Here is a 21,865-nt window from a genome sequence, read left to right as displayed (position 1 = left end):
GGAAAACGCTATGAGCTTTCAGGGGGAACAGCACCCGGGCGTCGAGACGCCACCCACCGAAACCGAAGGCTTTCGCCTCAACCACACCATGCTGCGCATCAAGAATCCGGAGGCTTCGCTGGCCTTCTACACGCGTGTGTTCGGCATGCGGGTGCTACGCCGGCTGGACTTCGAGGAGATGCAGTTCTCGCTGTACTTCCTGGGTCGCCCGGAGACCGGGGAAACGATGCCCGAGGACGCTGGCGAGCGCACTGTCTGGACCTTCAGCCAGCGTGGTGTGCTGGAGCTGACCCACAACTGGGGCAGCGAGGAGAAAGCGGGGCGCCTCTATCATGATGGTAACGCCGAGCCGCAGGGCTTCGGCCATATCTGTTTCTCTGTGCCCGACCTCGACGCCACTCAGGCCTGGTTCGACGCCAACGATGTCGAATTCGTTAAGCGTTCGGACCAGGGCAAGCTGCAGAACGTGATCTTCGTGAAGGACGTCGACGGCTACTGGATCGAAGTTGTGCAGGCGGATCGCCTTTCGGCGCTGGGCGACCGGGTGTAAGCGAACGGACGTCACCCCCGGCGCATGATCAGCCGGGTTTCTGTCAGTTCTGCGGCACGAGTTCGTCGGGCTGGCTGGACTTTTGCGTCGGCAGCCGTTCCAGCACATTTCGGAGGTAGGCGTAGGGATGGTGGCCCCATTGAGCTTGGCGCACTGGATCAGGCTCATGAAGTTGGCGGCGCGCTGGCCACTGCGCAGTACCTCCGACCAACGCATTCCGGCAGGAGCATGATCAAGTACGTCGAAACGCCGGTATTCCGGATTGCGTCGGCGTTGCCCCGACTTGTACGTGGACAAGTTCGCCAAACAGGCCTCGCATGAGATCCTCGACTATCGCGGGGTATGTGTGCTCAGGGCCGATAGCGCGGAAACCCGTGCACTGCTGCAGAGCTGGTCGATTAGTGGGGCATCGGCCGGCGGCTGGTGAAGCGGCTCGCCGTGCTGGGTATCCGCACAGGCTGGTACCTCGCCCCCAAGCGGATCCGCCGTCAGTTTAGCGTCACGCTAGAGCCACCGCCCTGGAGCTCAGGGGCATCCCCTGCATCGAAATAAACGTCTTTCATGAGCCGCGCAGCGCATCATGACCAGCCGATCGTTCGGAAAGCTGACCGACAGCTTCAGCGAGATTTGTGAGGCGATGCGACAGCCCGGCCCAGCGTGGTGGCGAGAAGCTACGCAATCAGGGCAGCCTCGCTCGCGCCGTGCCCACAATCCTCGAGACGAACCTCTTTTGAAAATCTACCTAATATTCGCCTAGTGTGGCCGTCGAGCTATCCCACCCCACCGACGACAGCCGCGAGATTCTCTATGCCGCCGGCCACGCGCTATAGCGCGTCATCGCAAGGGTTATCTCTACCAGAAGGGAGGCCCACTTGGGGCGGTACCCCCACAAGAAGTTGAGCTGCTCAGGCGAACGATCATGAAAAGTTTGACGGAAACCAGAGATCCATGTGCCGGGCGCGATGTTGTACCGCGGCGGCGGACTTTCTTTCATAACGACTCGTAGCCGCTTGGCGAGCCGCGGGTAGGCGTTCTTGGATGCGAAGCGGCCGCACATACGAGCGTTCTCCAAGCTGATGACAGACTTAATTTAGCATCGCTACCTTTGCAATTGATCCTTTGGTATTGATAGCCCGCATATCAGCACTGTTGCAGCATTCGAGTCTGCTCCAAACGAAGCTGCATCCAAGCAATTCCTCTTCAGGAACCATCAGGATAGGTCAGGTTAGTCTCCCAACTCACACTGCTGGTCTCGATGGCGGCTTTCACCCCTTCTTCATCGCCCGCCTGAAAAGCAGCATAGATCGCTTTATGATCCTTAAGGGCAACCTCCGGCTGTGTCTGCATGGAGGTTTCCAGGGCTGCCTCGATCAATTGAATCAATGTTTCACCAACCCGAATGGTCATCGGGTTGTGGGTAGCACGCAAGATCGCCCGGTGAAAAGCGACGTCGTGTCGTGCCGTCTGCTCACCGTTGGCTATCGCAGATTCCATGGCATCGATGGTCTGCTGGATACGGACGTGATCTTCCGGCCAGGCATTGCTCATGGCCTGTAGGGTGTAGGCGGGTTCAAACATTTTGCGAAACTCGAGCACGTCCCGAGTCATTCCTCGAGCCAGAATCATGCCAAACGCCATCGGATCCACCAAGGGATCGCCTGGCTCCCGGCGAATTAGGGTACCCTGTCCCCGCCTGACCTCAACAATGCCGATGGCCTGGAGCATTTTGATCGCCTCGCGGACGCTCGATTTCCCAATCCCCAAGCTATGGGTCAACTCGGATTCAGATGGTAGGTAGTCGCCTGGCTGTAGCTCACCGCGAATTAGGGCCCCCTTGATACGTTCCAGCAATTGCAGGGCTACGGAGCTGCGATCAATCGAGCTGCCAAAGCTCTCAATAGGAGAGAGTGGCTGTGCGGGCTGGCGTTTCAGACTCATATTGTCGTCTCTGATGAAGTGACGTTCCGCATCTGAAAAGCCTTGTTCTGCCAATTGGTTAAATCGCCGACAGCCAGCTTCTCGATGCCAATTCTTGTCATACCAATCCTTTCGAGCTTGCAGACAGCTCGAAACTGAGTCTAGCATGACCTCATACAGCAGACATCTGATGTCTGAACACTGACACGGCATGACGCGAATCCTAACCGCATGCCCGAAACGGTGATAACAATGACAAGAGCTAGAATCGTGGTTATGACCACGGGCGGGACCATTGCCAGTCGTCGGGATCCCTCCGGCCGGAATCGCTCAGGTGCACTTCAGGGTGAAGAACTGATGCACCACGTCACACTTCCTCCAGAGGCAGAGGTCGATCTCGAAGTCCGTTCCGTCCTTCAGAAACCCAGTAATGCGATCACTCTCGATGATCTACTGTACTTGCGTCAGGAGTGTCTGGTCCTGGCCGAGTCCAGCGAGGTCAAAGGCATCGTCATCACCCATGGCACCGATACCCTCGAAGAAACAGCCTATTTTCTCGACATCATGTTGCCGACCTCTCTCACCCTCGTGCTGACCGGCTCGCAGCGTGCTCCCCACGAACCCGGTACGGATGCCTTTCGGAACCTCGCCGATGCTGTTCTCGTTGCTGTCAGCGACCAGGCCCGCGGCCTCGGGACTCTCGTGGTATTCAACCAGTCGATCTTCTCAGCCAGGCAGGTACGAAAGACCAGCAGCTTCCAGGTAAACGGCTTCGCTTCACCTGAGACGGGGCCGATCGGTTATATCGACGGAACTCGGGTGAGCGTCGCAATGCGCCCCGCTCGACCCGAAGGGCTGAACATCCCCATCGACGCCACGCTGCCGAGGGTCGATATCCTTCCAGCATACTTGGATGCTTCACCGGACCTGCTCGAATCCGCCGTCGAGGCCGGGGCGGCCGGCCTGGTAATTGACGGCCTGGGACGGGGCCATGTACCACCGAGCTGGCTGAACATCATTCCAAGTATCACCCAACGGGGCATTCCCGTGGCGATTGTTAGCAGCTGCCCTACCGGGCCGGTCCATCCGAGCTATGAATTTACGGGCAGTTTGGCAAGTCTCGAAGCGATCGGCGTCATCGCGGTGCAGGACCTAAGCGCACGCAAGGCTCGCCTCTTGCTTTCAGCTCTTCTCGCCTCGTCCAGGCAAAGCGAGATCGCTGAAAGACTGCGAACCCTGACGGCCTGAGCATGGCCGGCAACATGCTCCGCCTGGCAGCATCAGGCTGAAAGGGCCCGTACAGAGTACGGGTGAACACCGGGTGACACCGGTGCTGGACATCACGAAAGACCAATATCAATAACTCAACAGGTGCTGACTATGAAGAGCAATCTGAACAAGGTGTCACTGGCCGTGGCAATTGCGGCCGCTTCCTTCGGTATGACCCAGGCCCAGGCCGCCGAGTACACCTTCAGCTTCGCCCATGTCCTGATAGAGGATACCCCCAACGGACAGGCAGCACTTCGCTTCAAGGAGGAGGTGGAAGAAAAATCCGACGGACGAATCCAGATCGACGTCCTGCCTGCGGCACAGGTTGGCGGGGATGTGGAAATCATCGAACAGATCCAGATGGGCCTGGTCGATATCGGCATTCCGCCTACGGCCACACTCGGCAATTTCGAACCACGATTGCAGATCCTTGACCTGCCATTCCTGATCGCCGACTACGACACCATGGTCAAGGTGCTAGACGGCGAGGTGGGTCGTGAGATTCTGGACACCCTGAATGACGACAATATGTTTGCTGTCAATTTCTGGGGGGCTGGCTTCCGCCACATGACCAACAATGTTCGCCCAATACATGGTCCCGAGGACCTGGAGGCGATCCGCATGCGCACGATGCAGGCACCGATCATCATCTCCACTTATGAGAATCTTGATGCCAACGCCACGGCCATGGCCTTTACGGAGGTCTATAACGGCCTGCAGCAGGGTGTAGTGGAGGGTCAGGAGAATCCGTTAGCCAACATATACACCATGCGCTTCCACGAAGTGCAGGACTACCTGTCCTTGACCAACCACGCCTATCACGCTTATGCCGCCGTCATCAATCAGGACTCCTGGGACTCCTTACCCGAAGACCTTCAAGAAGTCATGCTGGAGGCCTTCGATAACGGTCGCGATACATCTCGTCAATTGACCCTGGAAGACGAGGGCAGGATTCTTGAGGAGATCGAGGACGAGATCGCCATCAACGAGATCACCCCCGAGGCTCGGGAGGCCTTCATTGAAGCCAGTCTGCCAGTGCATGAGGAGTACGAAGAGATCGTCACCACAGATCTGTTGCACAAGGTCTACGACGAGGTTGGCATCGAATACTGAGGACTGATACACCATGTTCAAGGCGCTCAATACCTTCCTTGATCGCCTGGAGAGTGTGGCAATGGTCGCGTTCATGTCGATCGCGACCATTATCACTTCCGTCCAGGTAGTTTATCGATACGGTTTCAACAGCTCACTCTTCTGGGCCGAAGAGGTGGTCATCTACTCGATCATCTGCATGAGCTTCGTCGGCGCCAGTATGGGCGTTCGCTACGGCTCACATATCTCAGTGGATGTGCTGAACGCGATCGCTCCGCCCGCGATCAACCGCTGGCTACATATCATTGCTGCCCTGCTGGGCATCGCCTTCGCCGGCTTTCTGGTCTACTACGGCTTCTTTCTGTTCTTCAACACTCTGGGACGGGGTCAGCTGACGGCTGCACTGCGCTTGCCGATGGCTTGGTTCTACCTGCCGATCGGCCTCTCCGGCATCTTGCTGATTCTCAGATATATCCGGGTCATCTACCTGGCATGGGTGGAACCCCCGGTGAATCATGCAGAAGAGTTGGCCGCCGAGGCTGACAAGCTCGCATGATCCTTTTCGTACAATAACCGGAGATCCCCATGATAACGGCACTCTTGCCTGTCTTCTTCGCTGTGCTGCTGCTGGGTCTGCCGATATTTGCCGCCTTGGCGTTCTCGGTGTTCATCGCCATCGAGTTCTTCGGCACCACTAGCCCCGTCATCGTGCCGATGCGCATGTTCACCGGCATGAATAACTTCTCGCTGATGGCGATCCCTTTCTTCATTCTGGCTGCGGAGCTGATGCGCATCGGCGGGCTGTCGGACCGGCTGATCAACCTGGCCAAGGCACTAGTAGGCTGGGTGCCGGGAGGTCTGGCCGCCGCTACGGTGCTTTCCTGCCTCTTCTTCGGCTCCATCTCGGGGTCGAGCCCGGCCACGGTGGTAGCCATCGGCACGATCATGTTCCCGGCTCTGGTAGCTGCCGGTTATAGCAAGCGCTTCGCTATTGGTCTGATCGCTACCGCCGGTACGCTGGGTCCGATCGTTCCCCCCAGCATCGCCCTGATTATTTACGGTTCGGTGACTGGTACCTCGGTCGGTCGATTATTTGCGGCCGGATTGTTACCTGCCGTTCTGATAGCTTCTCTCCTAATCGCTTACTGCATCATCTATGCCTCCTTCAAGGGCTATGAACGGGCCCCCTTTCCGACCCTCGCCGAGATTGGAAGCGCGTTCAAACAGGCAGCCTGGGGTCTGGGGCTGCCTTTCATCTTACTAGGTGGCATCTATAGTGGCGTTTTCACACCGACAGAGTCTGCTGCCGTCGCTTGCGTCTATGGGTTGTTCGTTGGGGCCGTTGTCTACCGCACCATCCAGATCCCCGAGCTGATCGGCACGCTGCGCAGTTCCGGATTGACCTCGGCCACTCTGCTGCTGATCACCGCCGGTGCCTCGGCCTTTTCGTGGTTGTTGGCAGTCACTGGCACCCCTACGCAACTGGCCAGCCAAGTTTTGTCGCTGACCGACGACCCTTTTCAGGTCATGGCGCTGTTCAATGTGGTGATGATCATCGCCGGCTTTTTCCTCGACAGCGCCTCGGCCATCATTGTGCTGTCACCGCTACTGCAGCCGATCGCCGCCCAGGTTGGGGTCGATCCGGTTCACTTCGGAGTCATTACCCTAGTCAATTTCTCGGTGGGCATGATCACGCCGCCAGTGGGCCTCAACCTGTTCGTCGCCATGGCCATCTCCAAGATGTCGCTCCAAGAGGTATTCAAGGCCTGCCTGCCCCTGATCGGTCTGATGCTACTGGCCCTAATGATCATCACCTACGTGCCCTGGATCAGCACCTGGTTGCCGTCGCTGATTTATTGAGGAGTAAGCCACATGTCCTTGCAGACAACACTGGGTGAGCAGCTTGATGGCGAGCGCTTCTGGTCCGATCTGATAGAGCAGTCCCGCATCGGTGCACTGGAGGGCGGCGGATTGCGCCGCCTGACCTTGAGCACCGAAGACAATCGAGCTCGGCTGTGGCTGATGGAGCAAGGCGAGGCGCTCGGCTGTAGCACCCACTACGATGCCATGGGTAACGTTTTCCTGCGCCGGGAGGGGTTGGACCCGTCACTGCCTCCCCTGCTGCTCGGTAGCCACCTCGACAGCCAACCCTATGCCGGTAGCTACGATGGCACCCTTGGTGTGGTTGCTGGCCTCGCCGTGCTGCGGACGCTTTCGGTACAGCAGATTGCCCATCAACGACCGGTTGAGGTGGTCTCCTGGACCAACGAGGAAGGGGCTCGCTTCGCGCCTGGGGCTTCTGGATCCTCGTGGTTCGCTGGACGCGACACCGAGACGATTTTCGCCGCCCGGGATAATGAAGGAATCACCTTCAAGGAGGCGCTAGCTGATTGCCTGGTGTTAATGGAAGCCCACGGCGCCGAGTTTCGGCCCGAACCAGTGTTGCCACATGCCTTCCTCGAACTGCATATCGAGCAGGGCCCCATATTGGAGGCGCAAGGCGTCCCGGTGTGTGTCGTCAAGGGCATTCAGGGGGTTAACTGGTATGAAATTGAGATCAATGGTCAGGCCAACCATGCCGGCACAACACCGGCAGCATCTCGTCGTGATGCCTTCATGGGCGCCCACGCCTTGGTAAGCGCCCTGAAGGATGCGGTGGCAACCCACGACGATCAAGTACGTTTCACCATAGGCAAGTTCGCACTGTCGCCCAGCTCGGTAAACACCATCCCCCAGCAAGCACGCTTCACCATCGATCTGCGCCATCCCGACCCTGCAGTACTGGAGGCCTTGGATGTCACCTTTCGACAGCTAGCGGAACAGGAATGGTTCGGTTGCACGGCCTGTCTGGAAGCAACCTCGCGAGTCCCCCCGGTGACCTTCGATGAACAACTGGTCCATATTCTTGATGAGGCCGTTGAAGCCTACTGCCCGCAAGCGCCAAAGCTGGTATCCGGAGCCTTCCATGACGCCATCCATCTAGCTCATATCTGCCCCACGGCGATGCTGTTCACTCCCTGCAGAGCGGGCATCAGCCACCACCCCGATGAACACATCGAACGCAAGGATGCCGAGGTCGCGGTCCGCGCCCTGACCCACGCCGTCGAAAAACTGCTCATCAAGAGGAAGGATTGAAATGCCCCAGACTATTGAAGCTACCGTAGTATCGCTGGGCCTCACCCTGCCCCGGATTCCTCGCCCCCGTGGCGAATTCCTCCCTTGGTCGCGATTGGGGAATCAGCTGTTCCTGGCCGGCCAAATTTGTGAGCGCGACGGTGAGGTGCTTTACCCCGGCAAAATTGGGGCCGAATTTGACTTAGAAACCGGCAAACTGGCCGCACAAGCCTGCGCGCTCAATTTGCTGGCCTCGCTTAATGATGCGGTGGGGGGAGACATGAATCGGATCGTACGCTGCGTGCGTATGAACGGTTTCGTCAACGTGGGCCCCGGGTTCCATGACGTTCCGCTGGTCATCAACGGCGCTTCGGAACTGTTCATTGCCCTGTTCGGGGAGAGTGGACGACATGCCCGCACGGCTATCGGGGTTGCCACCCTGCCTGGCAATGCCGCCGTCGAAGTTGAATCGATTTTCGAGATCCGTGATTGACCACAAGGAAACACACCATGACCGACTCCCCCCTCCAGTGGCGTCTCCGCGATCAGTACAACGGGTTGCGCAGTGGCACGCTAAGCGCCACCGCCCTGGCTGAAGCCGCCCTTGAGGCCTACCGTACCCGCGGCCAGCATGACCATGCCTACCTGACCTGGAACGGTGAGGACGCCCTGGCCTTCGCCCAGGCCACCGATGCTGTGATCCGTCAGGGTGGTGATGCCGGGGCTTTAATGGGAATTCCTGTCTCGATCAAGGATATCTATGCGGTGCCGGGCCTGCCGACTTATGCCGGCTCGTCGCAGCGGCTTCCTCAGCAATGGGAAAAGCCCGGCCCGTTGGTTACCGCTTTGCTTGCCCAATTGCCCAGCATGATGGGAAAAACCCATACAGTAGAATTTGCGTTTGGTGGACTAGGGACCAATGCCCACTGGGGTGCACCTCGCAATCCTTGGGATCGCCAGGCTCACCGCACGCCCGGCGGCTCCAGCGCCGGCGCGGGGGTGTCGCTGGTAAGCGGCACCGCCAGCCTGGCCCTAGGCACCGACACTGCCGGCTCAGTACGCATTCCCGCCTCCATGACGGGAGTGGCGGGCCTCAAGACTACGGCTGGCCGCTGGCCCACGAATCAAATCGTGCCGCTTTCCACCACCCTGGACACACCGGGGCTTCTGGCCCACCGTGTGGATGACCTGGCCTTCGCCTTCGATGCTCTCGATTCCTCGCTGACGAGCCGTGCCGACCGTGTCCCCACTTCACCGGCGTTGGCCGATCTCACCTTTGGCGTACCCAGCGCATTCTTCTGGGACGATTGCAGCCCCGGCATTGCCGAAGCGGTAGAGACGGCCATCCGCCGGCTCGAAGCCGCCGGGGCGCGCATGGTTACCTTGGACCTTCCTCATACCGACGAGGCCTATGCGCTGTTCCAACAAGGGGGGCTGGCTGCAGCCGAACTGGCGGCATTTCTCAAAACCGAGCTCCCAGAGATTATCGCGGCGCTGGATCCCAATGTCGCCGCCCGAGTTGAGGCCGCCGACGACATGCCGGCGTGGGAATACGTACGTCGACGCTCAGTCATTGACAGGCTCTGTGCTGCAGCCGAGACATGTTTGGCGGGCGTGGATGCCATACTTACCCCGACTGTCGCGATAACTCCACCTACCCTTGAGAGCCTGCGACCCGACGGCGCCTATGCCAAGGCCAACATGCATGCGCTGCGTAATACCGTGATGGCGAATTTCATGGGCCTATGTGGGCTGACTCTCCCCGTGGGCAAGGACAGTGCCAACATGCCGGTCGGGCTGCAGGTGCTGGCCGGCCCCTGGCAGGAGGCTCGCCTACTCGCGATCGGCCGGGCTATCGAGGAGCAGTTGGGCACCGGCCTCGCGCTGCTCGGGGATCCGCCGACGAACTGATCGATAGCTCGGCTGCCACCAGTCGAATGACTCGGGTTGAGAGGAGATCAATGCTCATGATCGATTGGGATCAAATGACCCTGGCGGGTTTTCAGCGCCGGCTGGCCAATGGGGAACTCTCGCCGCTCGACTGGTGGAAGGCATGCCGGGAGCGCATCGAAGCTCTCGATCCATCCCTTCAGGCTTGGGAATATCTGACTCCCGAGCCGACTCTGGCGCAGCACAATGGGGGGAACTGCGCTCAACCCCTATTCGGGGTGCCGGTGGGCATCAAGGACATCATCGACACGGTCCGGTTGCCCACCACTTGGGGCACCCAAGGCTATCATGTCGTAGATCGTTCCTATATGGATGCGGCGATCGTCACCCAGCTCACTCGCCTCGGTGCCCTGCTCTTGGGCAAGACTGTATCGACCGAGTACGCCTACTTCCAACCCAGCAAGACGCGCAACCCTCACGATCCGATGCGGACCCCAGGTGGCTCATCGAGTGGATCGGCAGCAGCCGTTGCCGCCGGCATGGTGCCTGTGGCCTTAGGCACCCAGACAGTGGGCAGCATTATTCGCCCAGCCAGCTATTGTGGTGTGGTGGGCTTCAAGCCCACCCACGGTACGCTGAGCGTTGCCGGCGTGAAGGCACTCGCACCGTCGTTGGATACCCTAGGCTGGTTCACGCGCAATCTGGAAGACACAGGCACCATGTTTGCTGCGCTAACCGGCGGTGCGTCTTTTGCCGGCCGGGTTCGGCTCGACGGCGTACGGGTGGGCCTCTGCCAGGTACCTAGCACGGCATCGCCGCCGCAAGAGGTCTCCGCCGCGCTGGACGATACTGCTGCCAAGATGGTTTCACTCGGCGCCCAACTCAGCCTTGTCGATCTGGGCCCGGCTTTTGATGAACTCCTGGCTCACCAACAGGTCATCCTGGCCTATGAGGCGACGCGCGCACTGGCCAGCGAACGCGAGCGCTTCGAGCCGTCGATGAGTCGCGCCCTGATCGCACTCCTAGACGAGGGACAGACCCTGACACTGACAAGTTACTGGCAGGCTCGTCAGGCCGCAGAGCAGGCCAGGCTTGCACTTTCGCAGCGCTTTGGACAGAGCTGCGATGTGCTCCTCGCCCCTAGCGCTCCGGGCGTAGCCCCTGAGAGTCTCGAAAGTACCGGCGACCCGATCTTTTCGCGGGCCTGGACGCTGTTAGGAGTTCCCTGTTTAAACCTGCCCCTGCACTGGACACCCCAAGGGCTACCCGTCGGCGTGCAACTGATTTCAGATCGGTACCAAGATCAGGAATTGCTGAGTATCGCCAGTGCTTTGGTGCCTTGATTCTTTTCAAGAGCTCTCTTTTCAATTTGAGACGCAGTGCGTCTCAAATTGAACAGGGCCCATACGGCTACTTGGTCGAACTTAAAACAGCCTGACCTTTGGATACGCAACCCTTGCTACTTCTTCCCGTACATCAGAATGCCCATAGCTCGCGGGAGACTATCCCACACTGCGTTACTGGAACGCTAAAAAATGTTGGCAGCTCCGGCAATCAGATTTCGAATGCCAGACACTTTTTCATGACCGTAAGCCAGGCAAAGCAGTGTAGGCTCAGTGAAAGGTTTGCCAATCAACTGAAAGCCTACCGGTAGGCCGCTGGGGCAAAAACCGCACGGTAAAGACAGTGCCGGAAGCCCCAGGTAGTTCGTCAGCCGGGTGCAATGACTCAGATCCGTAATCATTTTGGTCGACGCTAATGTGTCTCTCAGATCAGTTTCCACAAGCGTCGGCGTAGCCCGTCGAAAGACAGGGGCATGCAAGACGTCGCACTGCTTCATGACATCATTCATGAATCGTTTGAAATGGAGGCTTCTAAGCTGCCTGGCCTGAACGTAGGCCGCGGCGGGTATGAAGAGGGCCCGCGTCTGGTGACCGTAACTGGCCTCGTGCCAGGCGAACCGCGCAGCATGGTAGGCTGCGGATTCAGAGCCGAGAACGATATAGGATAAGCTGGTCAGCTCTTTGTGACCGGGCACCTTGACCTTGACCAGCTTGCAGCCTAGTTGCTCAAGCCGCAGCAGACTCTTTTCCATCAAAGACTCGATCGTGGGGTCGATATCCTCATAGTAGTAATTCTCTGGAATCCCGATGCGCAGCCCCCTGACATCATCTTCCAAGCACCGGGAATACCGGGCGTCCACACCGCTGCCAGCCGATGTCAGATAGTACATCATCAACGCGACGTCTTCCGCAGTCCGGCCAATCGGCCCGAAACAATCGAGCGAGCGTGACATGGGCATGACACCATGGCCGGGTAACAGCCCATGTGTCGGTTTCAGGCCAACGACCCCACAAGCTGCTGCCGGTATGCGCACCGAGCCCCCGTATCCGAGCCCAGCGCCGCAAATACCGCACCCGACGCAACGGCAGCACCCGAGCCACTGGACGACCCGCCAGCGATATAGGCCGGGTTCCAGGGGTTGCAACAAGCGCCGAAGTGATCGTTATGACCCGTTGCGCCGAAAGCAAACTCAGACATGTTCAGACTGCCAAGCTGAACGGCTCCTGAGCGGTCCAGGGCGCTAAGCAAGCGGGAAGTCGTTTTCGGCACTTGGACCAGCTCAGGTGACGACCCGTAGGAGCAAGGCATGTCCTTGCGGTGGAACATGTCCTTGTGAGCCATAGGGATCCCTGCCATGGGCATCTGCTTACCGCCAGCCAGGCGGTCGACGACACTTGCCGAATCCAGAGCGAACGCCTCATCCATACGGATGAAGCAATTCGATACTCGATTGATTCGCCGGGCCGCATCCAGGCTCGCCGAAACGAGCTCTACGCAGCCGATTTTCCTTTTGCGTACGGCTGAAGCAGCCTCCTTCAGCGTTCAGGCCATCGGATCACCCATCGCGGCCACCCTCACTTGTGTTTTGAGATCAACTTTTCGAAATCACACTCCTCGAGATCGTCATTAACCACAGAGCCAAAAGAGTAATCGATATCGCCAAGCACTCGAGAAAGCACTTCCGCCGTCCGTTCTACATCGCACTCTCGAGGCTGGACGCCAGACAAAAGAAAGAAATTGCACTCGACATAATCGCTATGATCCATGCTCTTTGCGCACCTCAAAATGCTTAATCACCTCGCTCATACTAATCACATCGCCATACTTGGTATGAATGTCGAACAGATTCGATTCATGTGGATTTTGATGGCGGTCTCCTACGCACTCACGGGGCACGACGACACGAAATCCGTAAGAAATGGCATCGACCACCGAGGCACGAACGCACCCACTCGTAGAACAGCCGGTCAAGACAACCGTATCGACCCCCTTGGCGACGAGCATCGAGACGAGCGGCGTAGAGAAAAAGGCGCTTGGGTACTGCTTGCGTATGACAGACTCGCCTTCGGCAGGCAGCACGTTGTCATTGAATTGCGAATAAATGCTGGATTCCGTCATCTGACGGAGAACAGGCAATTTCTCAATAAAAACCCCACCATCAGCTCCATCCACCGAATAGACGACCCGGGTATGAATGACAGGCACATCGCAACGACGCGCACAATCGTATACCGTCGCCGCCTGCTTGACCGCCTCGACGACGCCTTCCGCATAGAGACCGCTGTCAGGAAGCGTATAAGCCTTCATGAAGACTATCGCCAGAACGGCCGTGGACTTGCCGAACCCAGTCGAATCATTGAAGGTATTGCGATAATTGTTCTGAAGATCTTCGCTAGCCATCTATTTTCCCTCTCCATCTCAGAGTTCATATCACAACATACCGGGCAGCCAGGTCACCAAGGCGGGAAACATGGCAATGATCACCATGGCCAGAATGAAGACGCCTACGAAAGGCCAGGCAGCAGCATAAAGATCACTTACCTTGAGCTCCGGCGCCGCCGCCTTGAAAGCAAACAGGACATATCCAAACGGTGGCGAAAAACCTCCTATAGTCACGTTGATAAGGAAAAGAGCCCACAACCAAAAAGGATCGAAACCCGGCGCCGCTATAATGGGGGTATATATAGGAATGATCACGATGCTGATCGCTATCTGATCCATGAACATGCAAAAAAGGAACGGAATCAGCATCATGATGAATAGCATGACCAGAGGGTCCAGAGATGTCGCAACCGAAAGCTGAGCGATGGCCGAGGTCGCCCCACTCAGGGAAAGCAGCTGACTGAACAGCTTCGAACTGGCCATGATGATCAGTATGACAGCCGACACTGCCGCCGCCGACTAAACGGACTCCAGAATCATTCTGAAGGAAAGCTTTCTGTAATAAGCCGCCGCCAGGAGCGCCCCCACCACACCGGAAGCGGCCGACTCGGAAGGAGTGGCGATTCCCAGCAGAATGAACCCCATCACACCCTGCGGGAGAAGGGAACGCCCCAGCATGGCGACGACCCCCATTGCAGCGCCTGAAAGCGCTCCAAATATCGTTCCCAACGCAGCCGAAAGCACGAAGTCACGCCCCTTGACGCGAACGATCAACGTATCGGTCGAGCGAAAGACGGCATCGGTTGCTCCCGAACGAAACAAGATCTCCCCCATCAAATGAATAACGCGATGGTGGCAAGCGAAGAAGAGGCAAGCGTATCGTAAATACTGTTGGTAAAAATACTGAACCCGCGGCCACCAAAGAAATACATGGCACCGACCAGGTTTGTGAAGAGAAATGCCACAAACACCGGCACGCCAATGACAAAAAGAACAGAAGAATCGCCAGCCGCGCAAGCAAGATTTGAAGCCATTCCATATTTATCACCCAAATCGGGTTTTTTATGAGGCCTCAACGACCCTGTCTCGTCAGAGAGCTCTGAAACTCCATGATGCTTGCCCGCAAGAAATATATACCCGAGTTAACCAACCCATAAGAAATCACAGCACTCATCCACCACCTGGGCACCGATACAACGGCCATGGTACTGACACCTCGTCTGTATTGGCGCATGGCCTCCTCGAAGGCGTACCACCCCGCCCAGACACAAGCCACGGTGGCAAGCAGGAAAAGCATGGAACTGAAGTAGCCCCTGGGTATTTCGGGCAAGGCATCTTTGACGAAACTTATTTCGATATGGGCTCGCTCCCGGGTCAATCTTGGAGCTAGAAGGAAGGTAGAAAAAGGAGAAAGTAACCCGTAAAATCATTGATCCACTGAGCAGGACTGCGAAAAAAATAGCGCGCCGTTATTTCGTAGCAAAACATGAACAAGATGGCGAACAGGGCCAATACGCCTATCCAGTAGCCTATATCCGTCAACGTATCATGTGTCTTGCCAAGGCCGGAGCATAACTTGTTCATTTTTCTCAGCCCCAAGTGCATAGAGAAATATAACGCCAAACCCAAATCGTCACTGGCCGCGCACGGCCAGTGACGATGAATACCCCTCAAGGAAACAGTCTCAAGGCGTGAGGCCGGCCTCGCGGGCGAGCTCGCGCATCTGCTCGGCAGGGCTCCCCGAAATACGGATGGACTCTTCCCACAGGCCATCTGCAAATGCCTGATCGAGAACCTGCTGCTGCTCTTCACCCAGATATGTGAGTTCCGCACTCACCTCTTCCATCAGCTCCGTTTCTTCCACAATGAGACGGTCGTAATTAGCCAGGGAGGCATCTTCCAGCTCACGTCCAATTTCAAAAAAAGTCGCCTGGTCCTCTTCGGGAATGTCTGCCCAGTAATCTTCGTTGAAGACTACCATCAAACTGGTCACCCTGAATCCAGGACGAACCAGATAGGGCAGCGCCTCGTGCAGGCCGATCTGATAGTTGCCGAAAATATTGTGGCCCGCACCTTCGATGACACCCCGCTCTGCCGCGGTGTAAATTTCCGAGACGGGCATCACGCTGGGAGAGCCACCGAATGCACGAATGGGGCCATGTTAAGTCAGAGTGCCACGGATAATGCGCCCTTCGAACCCACCGTCATCTCCGATGGGGTCTGTCAGCATGAAATGATAGCCGGGGTTAGCGGAGGGAAACGAGATCATGCGCACATTGTGAGTCAGGTAGTAATCCTGATAAGCCTCCCATACGCCGAAATCACGGCGCGCTTCCGGGTCGGCATCAATGGCGTCGGCAGCCAGCCCCACGCCAGTGACACCAGTGTGGTAAGGGCCCGTGGAGAGAGCCATGGGAAAAACACCGGAGCTCACCGGGTCGAATTGCTCGAACCCTGGAATCGCATCCTCACCCACCAGGCTGATCTGACAACGGCCGTCGAACCGCTCATCGACCATCTCGACGAACAAATGGGCTATATCGTTCAGAGCGTGATTGGTGGGAAACGGCACGAGCATCTGGTAGTTGTTGGCTTGCACCGTTGATATACCGCTCAAGCCAACAGCAACAGCGAGCGCGGAAAGTACAGGTAGTTTTTTCATTGTTATCTCCCGGAGTATTGTCAATTCATTGGCTTCAGGCAGGTATGCGATAAGGCATACCATGAAATTGAGCAGCTTTTTTGGTATATCCTCTTTTCGCCTCATCGAATTGCTGGCCAAGTATCCCCCCGCGCACGGCACCGGCGCCAACGTCGTGATAGGCTGCCTCCAGCGCTGGAGAAAGCGGCTGGCTGTATGGCGTTGAAATCCACGCCCTCAATAGATGACGTTTCTTGCTCTCCTCCTCGAAATCGTCAAAATCAGTACGTGAATGCAAAATGACGTGGTTGTTGAGAATTTGCATATCCCCCGGCTGGAGAGTCATCTCGAAAGTAAATTCATCGGATGCCACGAGACGATCCAGTATATCCATGGCTTCGACCTGATAGTCATCGGGATGAGGAACCCCATCGAACTCGTGTGCGTAGCGAATATGGTTGCGAACGTATCGGCAACAGAAAAAGCCATTGCGCTCCGAGAAGATGGGAGCCGCATAGTATGGCGCTTCCTCAGGGCTTTCCTCGCCTTTACGGGAATAATGAATATTTCTGCACAGTGCCTCGAAAAGCTCAGGAGCCTTAGAGGCAATCTCATCCTTCAATGATATGGAGCATGCAATGCGACTCTCACCGCCGGCTTTTGCCGCGTTGATACACAGCAGACTGACCAGGTCCGCCATATCGGTGTGGTAATCGAGCCTGGCATTCGTGTTGTAACCACGACCGCTGGCAGAACGATAATTGCCGCCGGCATCCCGTACGTCGCCAATCAGTTCGCTCTTGACCCCCTGCGGCCGCAGCACCCCCAGGTGGTTGCACAACCCCCAGTAGAGCGCACGGATACGTTCGACAGTCAGCGACTCGATAGGCAGCCCACGCAGAACCACGAAGCCCAACTCGCTCGACACCGCCTGCCTGACGTCGGCTAACAGCTGTACGAGGTTGTCGAACGGGAAATCCTGAGCGCTGCTTTGCAAAAGTGGCTTGCCGCTGTTCTCGAAGGCCGCCAGGCCCACGATCAGACCTTTCCGCTCTTCGGTCGAGAGCTCTCTAACCCAGGCATGATCGTCAGTCAGCTCCTTGCTTCTCCAAGCTTTCGGCATTGCGCCGACGGAGCTGCCCGCCGAGGCAGCAGGCTGACCGGAATGTGACAATTCGTTGTCTAAAAAGATCTTTTTTCTGCTTTCAAAACCTGAACCGTGCTGTGCCATGCCTCATCTCCAGTGTGTCGTTTATTGTCTGTATACTGGTGAATCACAGCCTTGTTCATTGGATACGGTTTGTCAAATACTGCTTGAAGTGAAGCTGAACGAAAAAGGCACCGCCCAGCTTGCCCCGCCTTTATGAACTCGAATCAAAAGGGTTTTTATCTTTTATTTCAGTTATTTGCTATGTGGCTTCCTGACGCACTCAAGATCACACACGGCATGGCAACTGGCAGCACGTCACAAGCTCTACATGCACGAATTATGCTATCTACGCTTGATTGGATACGATATGTGATATATGTATACTCTACTGGCATCACACGCTCAGCCACGGCTAACAATGACAGCGAGGCCAACGACAGCGAGGCAGGCAGCGATGGGAAGAACGCTTTTCGACAAGATATGGGAGTCGCATGTCATCACCGAACGGGATGATGGCACTGCACTTCTCTTCATAGACCGCCACCTGGTGCACGACGCTACGGCACAGGCATTCGATCAACTCAAGGTCGAGGGAAAAAAGGTAAGAAGGCCCGACCTGACGTTCGGCATGGCCGACCACTACATCGCCACTCATCACGATCCCGATCGCGATCCCATACATGACCACATGGTGACGACGCTGGCGGAAAATGCCCGCGATCAGAACATCATGTCTTTCGGCGCAGGTGACGAGCGCCAAGGTATCGTCCACGTAGCAGGCCCCGAGCTGGGACTCACCCTGCCGGGCACCCTGCTGGTGTGTGGCGATAGCCATACCTCCACTCACGGAGCCCTTGGTGCGCTAGCCTTTGGTATCGGTGCCTCTGAGGTCGCTCATGTGCTCGCCACCCAGACGCTCTGGCAAAAGCGACCTAGGTCGATGCACATTCGCATCGACGGCGAGCTCGGCCCTTACGTCACGGCAAAAGACCTAATTCTGACGATCATCAGCACGATTGGCGCCAACGGTGGTGCAGGCCATGTCATAGAATACTCCGGCAAGGTCATAGACGAACTGTCCATCGAGTCCCGACTGACACTGTGCAACATGTCGATCGAAGCCGGTGCACGGGCCGGCATGATTGCACCCGATGAAACGACCTTCTCCTATTTGAAAGGCAAGCCCTTTGCGCCGCAAGGGAAACTCTTCGAGCGTGCCGTATCGGCGTGGCGAGGCCTCAAGAGCGATGCCGATGCGCAGCATGACAAGGAGGTCACGATAGAGGCCCGCGCCATAGCCCCAACGGTAACATGGGGAAATTCACCGGAAACCGCCCTGCCTATCACCGATCACATCCCCACCCTCGAAGAGATCGAGGGCAACAAGCGGGAACAGTACAATGCCACCATCGAGTACATGGGGCTCGAACCGGGCGAAAAGCTCACCTCCCTCATAGTCGACCGTGTATTCATCGGATCCTGCACAAATAGCCGCCTGGAAGACCTGCGCGAAGCTGCAAAGATTGCAAAGCTCGGTAAAGCCAAGGTTCCCACCGTCGTCGTGCCCGGTTCACAACAGGTTCGCCGACAGGCCGAACAGGAGGGACTGCACGAGATCTTTCTTCAGGCGGGGTTCGAGTGGCGAGCGCCGGGCTGCTCCATGTGCGTCGCCATGAACGGAGACTCCGTACCTGACGGTGCGCGCTGTGCATCCACTTCAAATCGCAACTTCGCCGGTCGCCAGGGCCCGGGCAGCAGAACGCACCTCATGAGCCCCGCCATGGCCGCTGCCGCTGCCATTACCGGCCACCTTACCGACGTCAGGGAGCTGGAGGGTACCAAATGCTAGCTTTTACCGAACACCGCGGCCAGGTCCTTCGTTTGCCCTGGGAAAACATCGATACCGATCAGATCATACCCGCACGCTACTTGCACCGCCCGCGTGATGCCGGGTATGGGGAACAACTCTTTCACGATCTTCGTTTCACCCCCGATGGCAGCCTCAGAGTGGGCTTCCCCCTGAATGACCCAACCAAGGCCGATTCGAGCATTCTTGTGGCAGGCAGAAATTTCGGATGCGGCTCATCGCGTGAGCATGCCGTATGGGCATTGCTGGATTATGGCTTTCGCGTCGTGATCGCACCGGATTTTGGAGACATATTCTTCAACAACAGCCTCAAGAACGGCCTATTGGCGATTCGCCTGGATGAGAAAAGCATCGAATCGCTCATGCAAGGCGAAGGCGACTCCACGATTTTGACCGTAGATCTGTCTCACCAGAGCATCACCAATCGAGATGGCATGAGCCTCGAATTTGAAATCGATTCCTATCGAAAAGAAGCTCTTCTGAAGGGCGAATCAGAAGTTCAGATGACTTTCCGGCTACTTGATGAAATCAAGGAATTCGAAGCACGACATATCACAGAAAATCCCTGGATAGAAGCACCCTGACTACTACCTGGCGCGTCCAGCATACGATTACTGCTTTAAAATGAATGCAAAGGAGATGAACAATGACAGCCAAGACACTCAAAGAACAGCTGAACTCCGGCGAGATCGTCGTTGCACCCGGTATCTATGACATGATTTCCGCCTTGATCGCCGACCGCATGGGTTTCAACGCGCTTTACGTGACCGGCTATGGCACGGTTGCCTCTCACCTGGGCTTACCCGACGCAGGCATTGCCACCTACAGCGACATGGTCGGCAGAATCGCCACCATGACGAAAATGACCAATACTCCCATCGTCGCTGATGCCGATACCGGTTACGGCGGACTGCTCAACGTTCATCATACCGTGCAGGGTTATGAAGAAGCTGGGGCTTCCGCCATTCAACTCGAAGATCAGGAATTTCCGAAGAAATGCGGCCATACGCCCGATCGCCGAGTCATTCCTCTGGAAGACATGGTGCAAAAGATCAAAGTCGCCTGCGATGCACGGCGTAGCGACGATCTCGTGATCATCGCTCGAACGGATTCACGAACGGCCTTGGGGCTCGACGAAGCATTGAAACGCGCACAGGCCTACAGCGACGCAGGTGCCGATGCCATCTTCATCGAATCGCCCGAATCGGAGCAGGAGATGGAAACCATAGGCAAGCGCATCGACAAGCCGCTGATTGCCAACATGGTGCCGGGGGGTCGCACGCCGCTGCTCTCGGCCGACAAACTCCAGTCGCTGGGCTTTGCACTGGCCATTCACCCGGCCGCGGGCTTCCTGGCCACTGCCGCAGCCCTGGAAAAGAGTTACACCGACCTGAAAGAGAACGGCGGCGTGACCGACTCTTCCCTACTGTATAGTTTCAGCGAGTTCAATGAGCTGATCGGCTTTCCCGAAGTTTGGGAATTTGAAAAGCGCTACATGGGCTAGGCTTCGCCAGAAAAGTGTCTGCGCTTTGTCACAACCTGAGCGCTGGCGAACGCTCACCGGGAGAATGCCCCGGTGAGCTTCTCTCGACATAGCCACTCAGGACTCAAGGTTTGCACAGACAAATTTCGAGTACGACCCGAACCCTGGCGTTGGCCGTCCTGGGCGGGCTGATCGGCAACATCGTCGGCCTGCCAGCGGGCTGGCTACTCGGCGCCATCGCTGCAACCCTCGCAGGCAGCCTCGCCGGCCTTAGGTTGCATTATCCCAGCGAACTGCAGGCTCTGGTCCTGCTGCTTGTCGGCATCAGTATCGGCAGCTCCTTTAGCCCACGGTTCGTTTCTGAAGCGGCTTCCTGGCTGCCGAGTCTGGCGGGCTTGATGGTCGCCATGCTAACGATCACCTTCACCGTCTCCCACGCACTCTCCAGGCTCACCAAGCTATCCGGAAACACCAGCTTTCTCTCGGCCTATCCCGGGCACATGGTGCTGATACTGCAAACGGCGTCGCAGTATCCATGCAACGTACCGCAAGTCACGATGATTCAGAGCATACGGCTACTCTTTCTCGTCGTGCTTTTTCCGTTGCTTGCCCAGGGAGCCGGTGGCGATAGGGTATTGGCAGCACAGGAAACTCACTACACGACGCTGGCCATGATGATACTCGCTGCCGTTCTGGGAGCCGCCATATGCAAGCGCTATCGGCTTCCCGCTGCCGTTCTTCTGGGATCGATCCTGGGAGCGGCTCTGGTTTCCATCAGCGGCTTCGAGGCAGGCAGGCTGCCAACGGGCTTGCAGACGTCGATTTTCATCCTGACCGGCGCGATGGTCGGAACGCGCTTCAGCGGCAGCAGCCTGGGGAGCATGGCCAAACTGCTTCCCGTGTCGTGCTTTTCCGTTGCCCTGACGTTATTCGCCACCAGCGCAATCGCCTTGCCCATCAGCATGGCAATCGACTTACCCTTCACGCAGTTGCTATTGGCCTATGCGCCCGGCGGGGCAGAAGTCATGGCGCTGATCGCACTCGCTGTCGGTCACGACGCCGGCTTCGTAGGCATACATCACCTGGCAAGGCTGATGTTCATGGCGATCAGCTTCCCTCTGCTGCTCAGACTCATGGTCACCGACGAGTGAGGTTCCTCTGTCGCG

The 21,865-nt window shown here is 57.3% G+C and carries 23 protein-coding genes and 3 pseudogenes; 13 read left to right on the top strand and 13 right to left on the bottom strand.

All coding sequences use genetic code 11. From position 1 onward, the window contains the following. The first annotated feature begins 10 nt into the window (after window positions 1-10). Window positions 11-550: a lactoylglutathione lyase gene (gene gloA / locus I4484_RS05300; RefSeq protein WP_197449949.1), complete on the top strand. Its 540-nt coding sequence runs from the start codon at window positions 11-13 to the stop codon at window positions 548-550. Window positions 551-593: 43 nt separating this feature from the next. Here gloA and I4484_RS05295 read toward each other — a convergent pair. The 3 genes and pseudogenes from I4484_RS05295 to I4484_RS05285 form a co-directional block, all read right to left on the bottom strand. Continuing rightward, window positions 594-748: pseudogene (locus tag I4484_RS05295) on the bottom strand (transposase domain-containing protein); the annotation flags it as partial. Between the two features lie 607 nt (window positions 749-1,355). After that, window positions 1,356-1,607 carry an SOS response-associated peptidase family protein gene (locus tag I4484_RS21045; protein WP_197449948.1) on the bottom strand — a complete coding sequence of 84 codons (252 nt, stop codon included), beginning with the start codon at window positions 1,605-1,607 and terminating at the stop codon, window positions 1,356-1,358. A gap of 143 nt (window positions 1,608-1,750) precedes the next feature. Continuing rightward, window positions 1,751-2,488 (bottom strand): FadR/GntR family transcriptional regulator, encoded by a 738-nt coding sequence (locus I4484_RS05285; protein WP_197449947.1) that lies wholly within the window; start codon window positions 2,486-2,488, stop codon window positions 1,751-1,753. A 210-nt stretch (window positions 2,489-2,698) separates the two neighbouring features. Here I4484_RS05285 and I4484_RS05280 point away from each other — a divergent pair, with 210 nt between their 5' ends. From I4484_RS05280 to I4484_RS05245, 8 genes are all read left to right on the top strand, one after another. Further along, the gene (locus I4484_RS05280) at window positions 2,699-3,715 is read left to right on the top strand and encodes an asparaginase (RefSeq protein WP_368408049.1); all 1,017 of its coding nucleotides are present in this window, start codon (window positions 2,699-2,701) and stop codon (window positions 3,713-3,715) included. Window positions 3,716-3,847: 132 nt separating this feature from the next. After that, on the top strand, window positions 3,848-4,849 hold the full coding sequence (locus tag I4484_RS05275; RefSeq protein ID WP_197449946.1) for a TRAP transporter substrate-binding protein: 1,002 nt from the start codon (window positions 3,848-3,850) through the stop codon (window positions 4,847-4,849). A 13-nt stretch (window positions 4,850-4,862) separates the two neighbouring features. Then, the gene (locus tag I4484_RS05270; RefSeq protein WP_197449945.1) at window positions 4,863-5,384 is read left to right on the top strand and encodes a TRAP transporter small permease; all 522 of its coding nucleotides are present in this window, start codon (window positions 4,863-4,865) and stop codon (window positions 5,382-5,384) included. A gap of 29 nt (window positions 5,385-5,413) precedes the next feature. Continuing rightward, a complete protein-coding gene (locus I4484_RS05265; protein WP_197449944.1) occupies window positions 5,414-6,688 on the top strand; it encodes a TRAP transporter large permease in 1,275 nt (424 codons plus the stop codon). Between the two features lie 12 nt (window positions 6,689-6,700). Then, window positions 6,701-7,963, top strand: a complete 1,263-nt coding sequence (locus I4484_RS05260; protein ID WP_197449943.1) for a M20 family metallo-hydrolase — start codon at window positions 6,701-6,703, stop codon at window positions 7,961-7,963. Window position 7,964: 1 nt separating this feature from the next. Continuing rightward, window positions 7,965-8,435: a RidA family protein gene (locus I4484_RS05255; protein WP_197449942.1), complete on the top strand. Its 471-nt coding sequence runs from the start codon at window positions 7,965-7,967 to the stop codon at window positions 8,433-8,435. A 17-nt stretch (window positions 8,436-8,452) separates the two neighbouring features. Continuing rightward, window positions 8,453-9,853, top strand: coding sequence for an amidase (locus I4484_RS05250; protein ID WP_197449941.1), 1,401 nt, complete (start codon window positions 8,453-8,455; stop codon window positions 9,851-9,853). A 56-nt stretch (window positions 9,854-9,909) separates the two neighbouring features. Then, complete coding sequence (locus I4484_RS05245; protein WP_197449940.1) at window positions 9,910-11,175, top strand: amidase; 1,266 nt, start codon at window positions 9,910-9,912, stop codon at window positions 11,173-11,175. 185 nt (window positions 11,176-11,360) lie between these two features. On the opposite strand, the gene I4484_RS05240 is transcribed toward I4484_RS05245, so the two are convergent. The 10 genes and pseudogenes from I4484_RS05240 to I4484_RS05205 form a co-directional block, all read right to left on the bottom strand. Then, window positions 11,361-12,320 (bottom strand): amidase, encoded by a 960-nt coding sequence (locus tag I4484_RS05240; protein ID WP_267956462.1) that lies wholly within the window; start codon window positions 12,318-12,320, stop codon window positions 11,361-11,363. Next, window positions 12,278-12,679 (bottom strand): annotated as a pseudogene (locus tag I4484_RS21040) (amidase family protein); the annotation flags it as partial. The pseudogene I4484_RS21040 and the gene I4484_RS05240, both read right to left, overlap by 43 nt. A 252-nt stretch (window positions 12,680-12,931) precedes the next feature. Then, entirely contained in the window at window positions 12,932-13,576 is a 645-nt protein-coding gene (locus I4484_RS05230; RefSeq protein ID WP_197449939.1) for an isochorismatase family protein, read from the bottom strand. Between the two features lie 30 nt (window positions 13,577-13,606). Beyond that, on the bottom strand, window positions 13,607-14,065 hold the full coding sequence (locus I4484_RS20865) for a TRAP transporter large permease subunit (protein WP_234283573.1): 459 nt from the start codon (window positions 14,063-14,065) through the stop codon (window positions 13,607-13,609). 12 nt (window positions 14,066-14,077) lie between these two features. After that, entirely contained in the window at window positions 14,078-14,380 is a 303-nt protein-coding gene (locus I4484_RS20860) for a hypothetical protein (protein WP_234283574.1), read from the bottom strand. A gap of 11 nt (window positions 14,381-14,391) precedes the next feature. Then, window positions 14,392-14,634, bottom strand: coding sequence for a hypothetical protein (locus I4484_RS20855; protein WP_234283575.1), 243 nt, complete (start codon window positions 14,632-14,634; stop codon window positions 14,392-14,394). Beyond that, window positions 14,631-14,960: pseudogene (locus I4484_RS21035) on the bottom strand (TRAP transporter small permease); the annotation flags it as partial. The gene I4484_RS20855 and the pseudogene I4484_RS21035, both read right to left, overlap by 4 nt. Window positions 14,961-15,242: 282 nt before the next feature. Next, window positions 15,243-15,710: a TRAP transporter substrate-binding protein gene (locus I4484_RS05215; protein WP_302925577.1), complete on the bottom strand. Its 468-nt coding sequence runs from the start codon at window positions 15,708-15,710 to the stop codon at window positions 15,243-15,245. Between the two features lie 9 nt (window positions 15,711-15,719). Then, a complete protein-coding gene (locus I4484_RS05210; RefSeq protein ID WP_197449936.1) occupies window positions 15,720-16,220 on the bottom strand; it encodes a hypothetical protein in 501 nt (166 codons plus the stop codon). A gap of 34 nt (window positions 16,221-16,254) precedes the next feature. Beyond that, on the bottom strand, window positions 16,255-17,430 hold the full coding sequence (locus I4484_RS05205) for a TauD/TfdA family dioxygenase (RefSeq protein WP_197449935.1): 1,176 nt from the start codon (window positions 17,428-17,430) through the stop codon (window positions 16,255-16,257). A 373-nt stretch (window positions 17,431-17,803) separates the two neighbouring features. Here I4484_RS05205 and leuC point away from each other — a divergent pair, with 373 nt between their 5' ends. From leuC to I4484_RS05185, 4 genes are all read left to right on the top strand, one after another. Continuing rightward, window positions 17,804-19,198: a 3-isopropylmalate dehydratase large subunit gene (gene leuC, locus I4484_RS05200; protein ID WP_197449934.1), complete on the top strand. Its 1,395-nt coding sequence runs from the start codon at window positions 17,804-17,806 to the stop codon at window positions 19,196-19,198. Beyond that, window positions 19,192-19,800, top strand: coding sequence for a 3-isopropylmalate dehydratase small subunit (leuD, locus tag I4484_RS05195; protein ID WP_197449933.1), 609 nt, complete (start codon window positions 19,192-19,194; stop codon window positions 19,798-19,800). The genes leuC and leuD overlap by 7 nt, the downstream gene beginning before the upstream one ends. A 62-nt stretch (window positions 19,801-19,862) precedes the next feature. After that, complete coding sequence (locus tag I4484_RS05190) at window positions 19,863-20,720, top strand: oxaloacetate decarboxylase (RefSeq protein WP_234283576.1); 858 nt, start codon at window positions 19,863-19,865, stop codon at window positions 20,718-20,720. A gap of 110 nt (window positions 20,721-20,830) precedes the next feature. Further along, window positions 20,831-21,850, top strand: coding sequence for an AbrB family transcriptional regulator (locus I4484_RS05185; RefSeq protein ID WP_197449932.1), 1,020 nt, complete (start codon window positions 20,831-20,833; stop codon window positions 21,848-21,850). Window positions 21,851-21,865 lie beyond the last annotated feature (15 nt).

Source organism: Halomonas sp. SS10-MC5, assembly GCF_015992245.1.
Classification (GTDB): domain Bacteria; phylum Pseudomonadota; class Gammaproteobacteria; order Pseudomonadales; family Halomonadaceae; genus Halomonas; species Halomonas sulfidoxydans.
The sequence above is the reverse complement of the archived record's forward strand: the minus strand, read 5'-3'. Positions and strand labels throughout refer to the sequence as shown.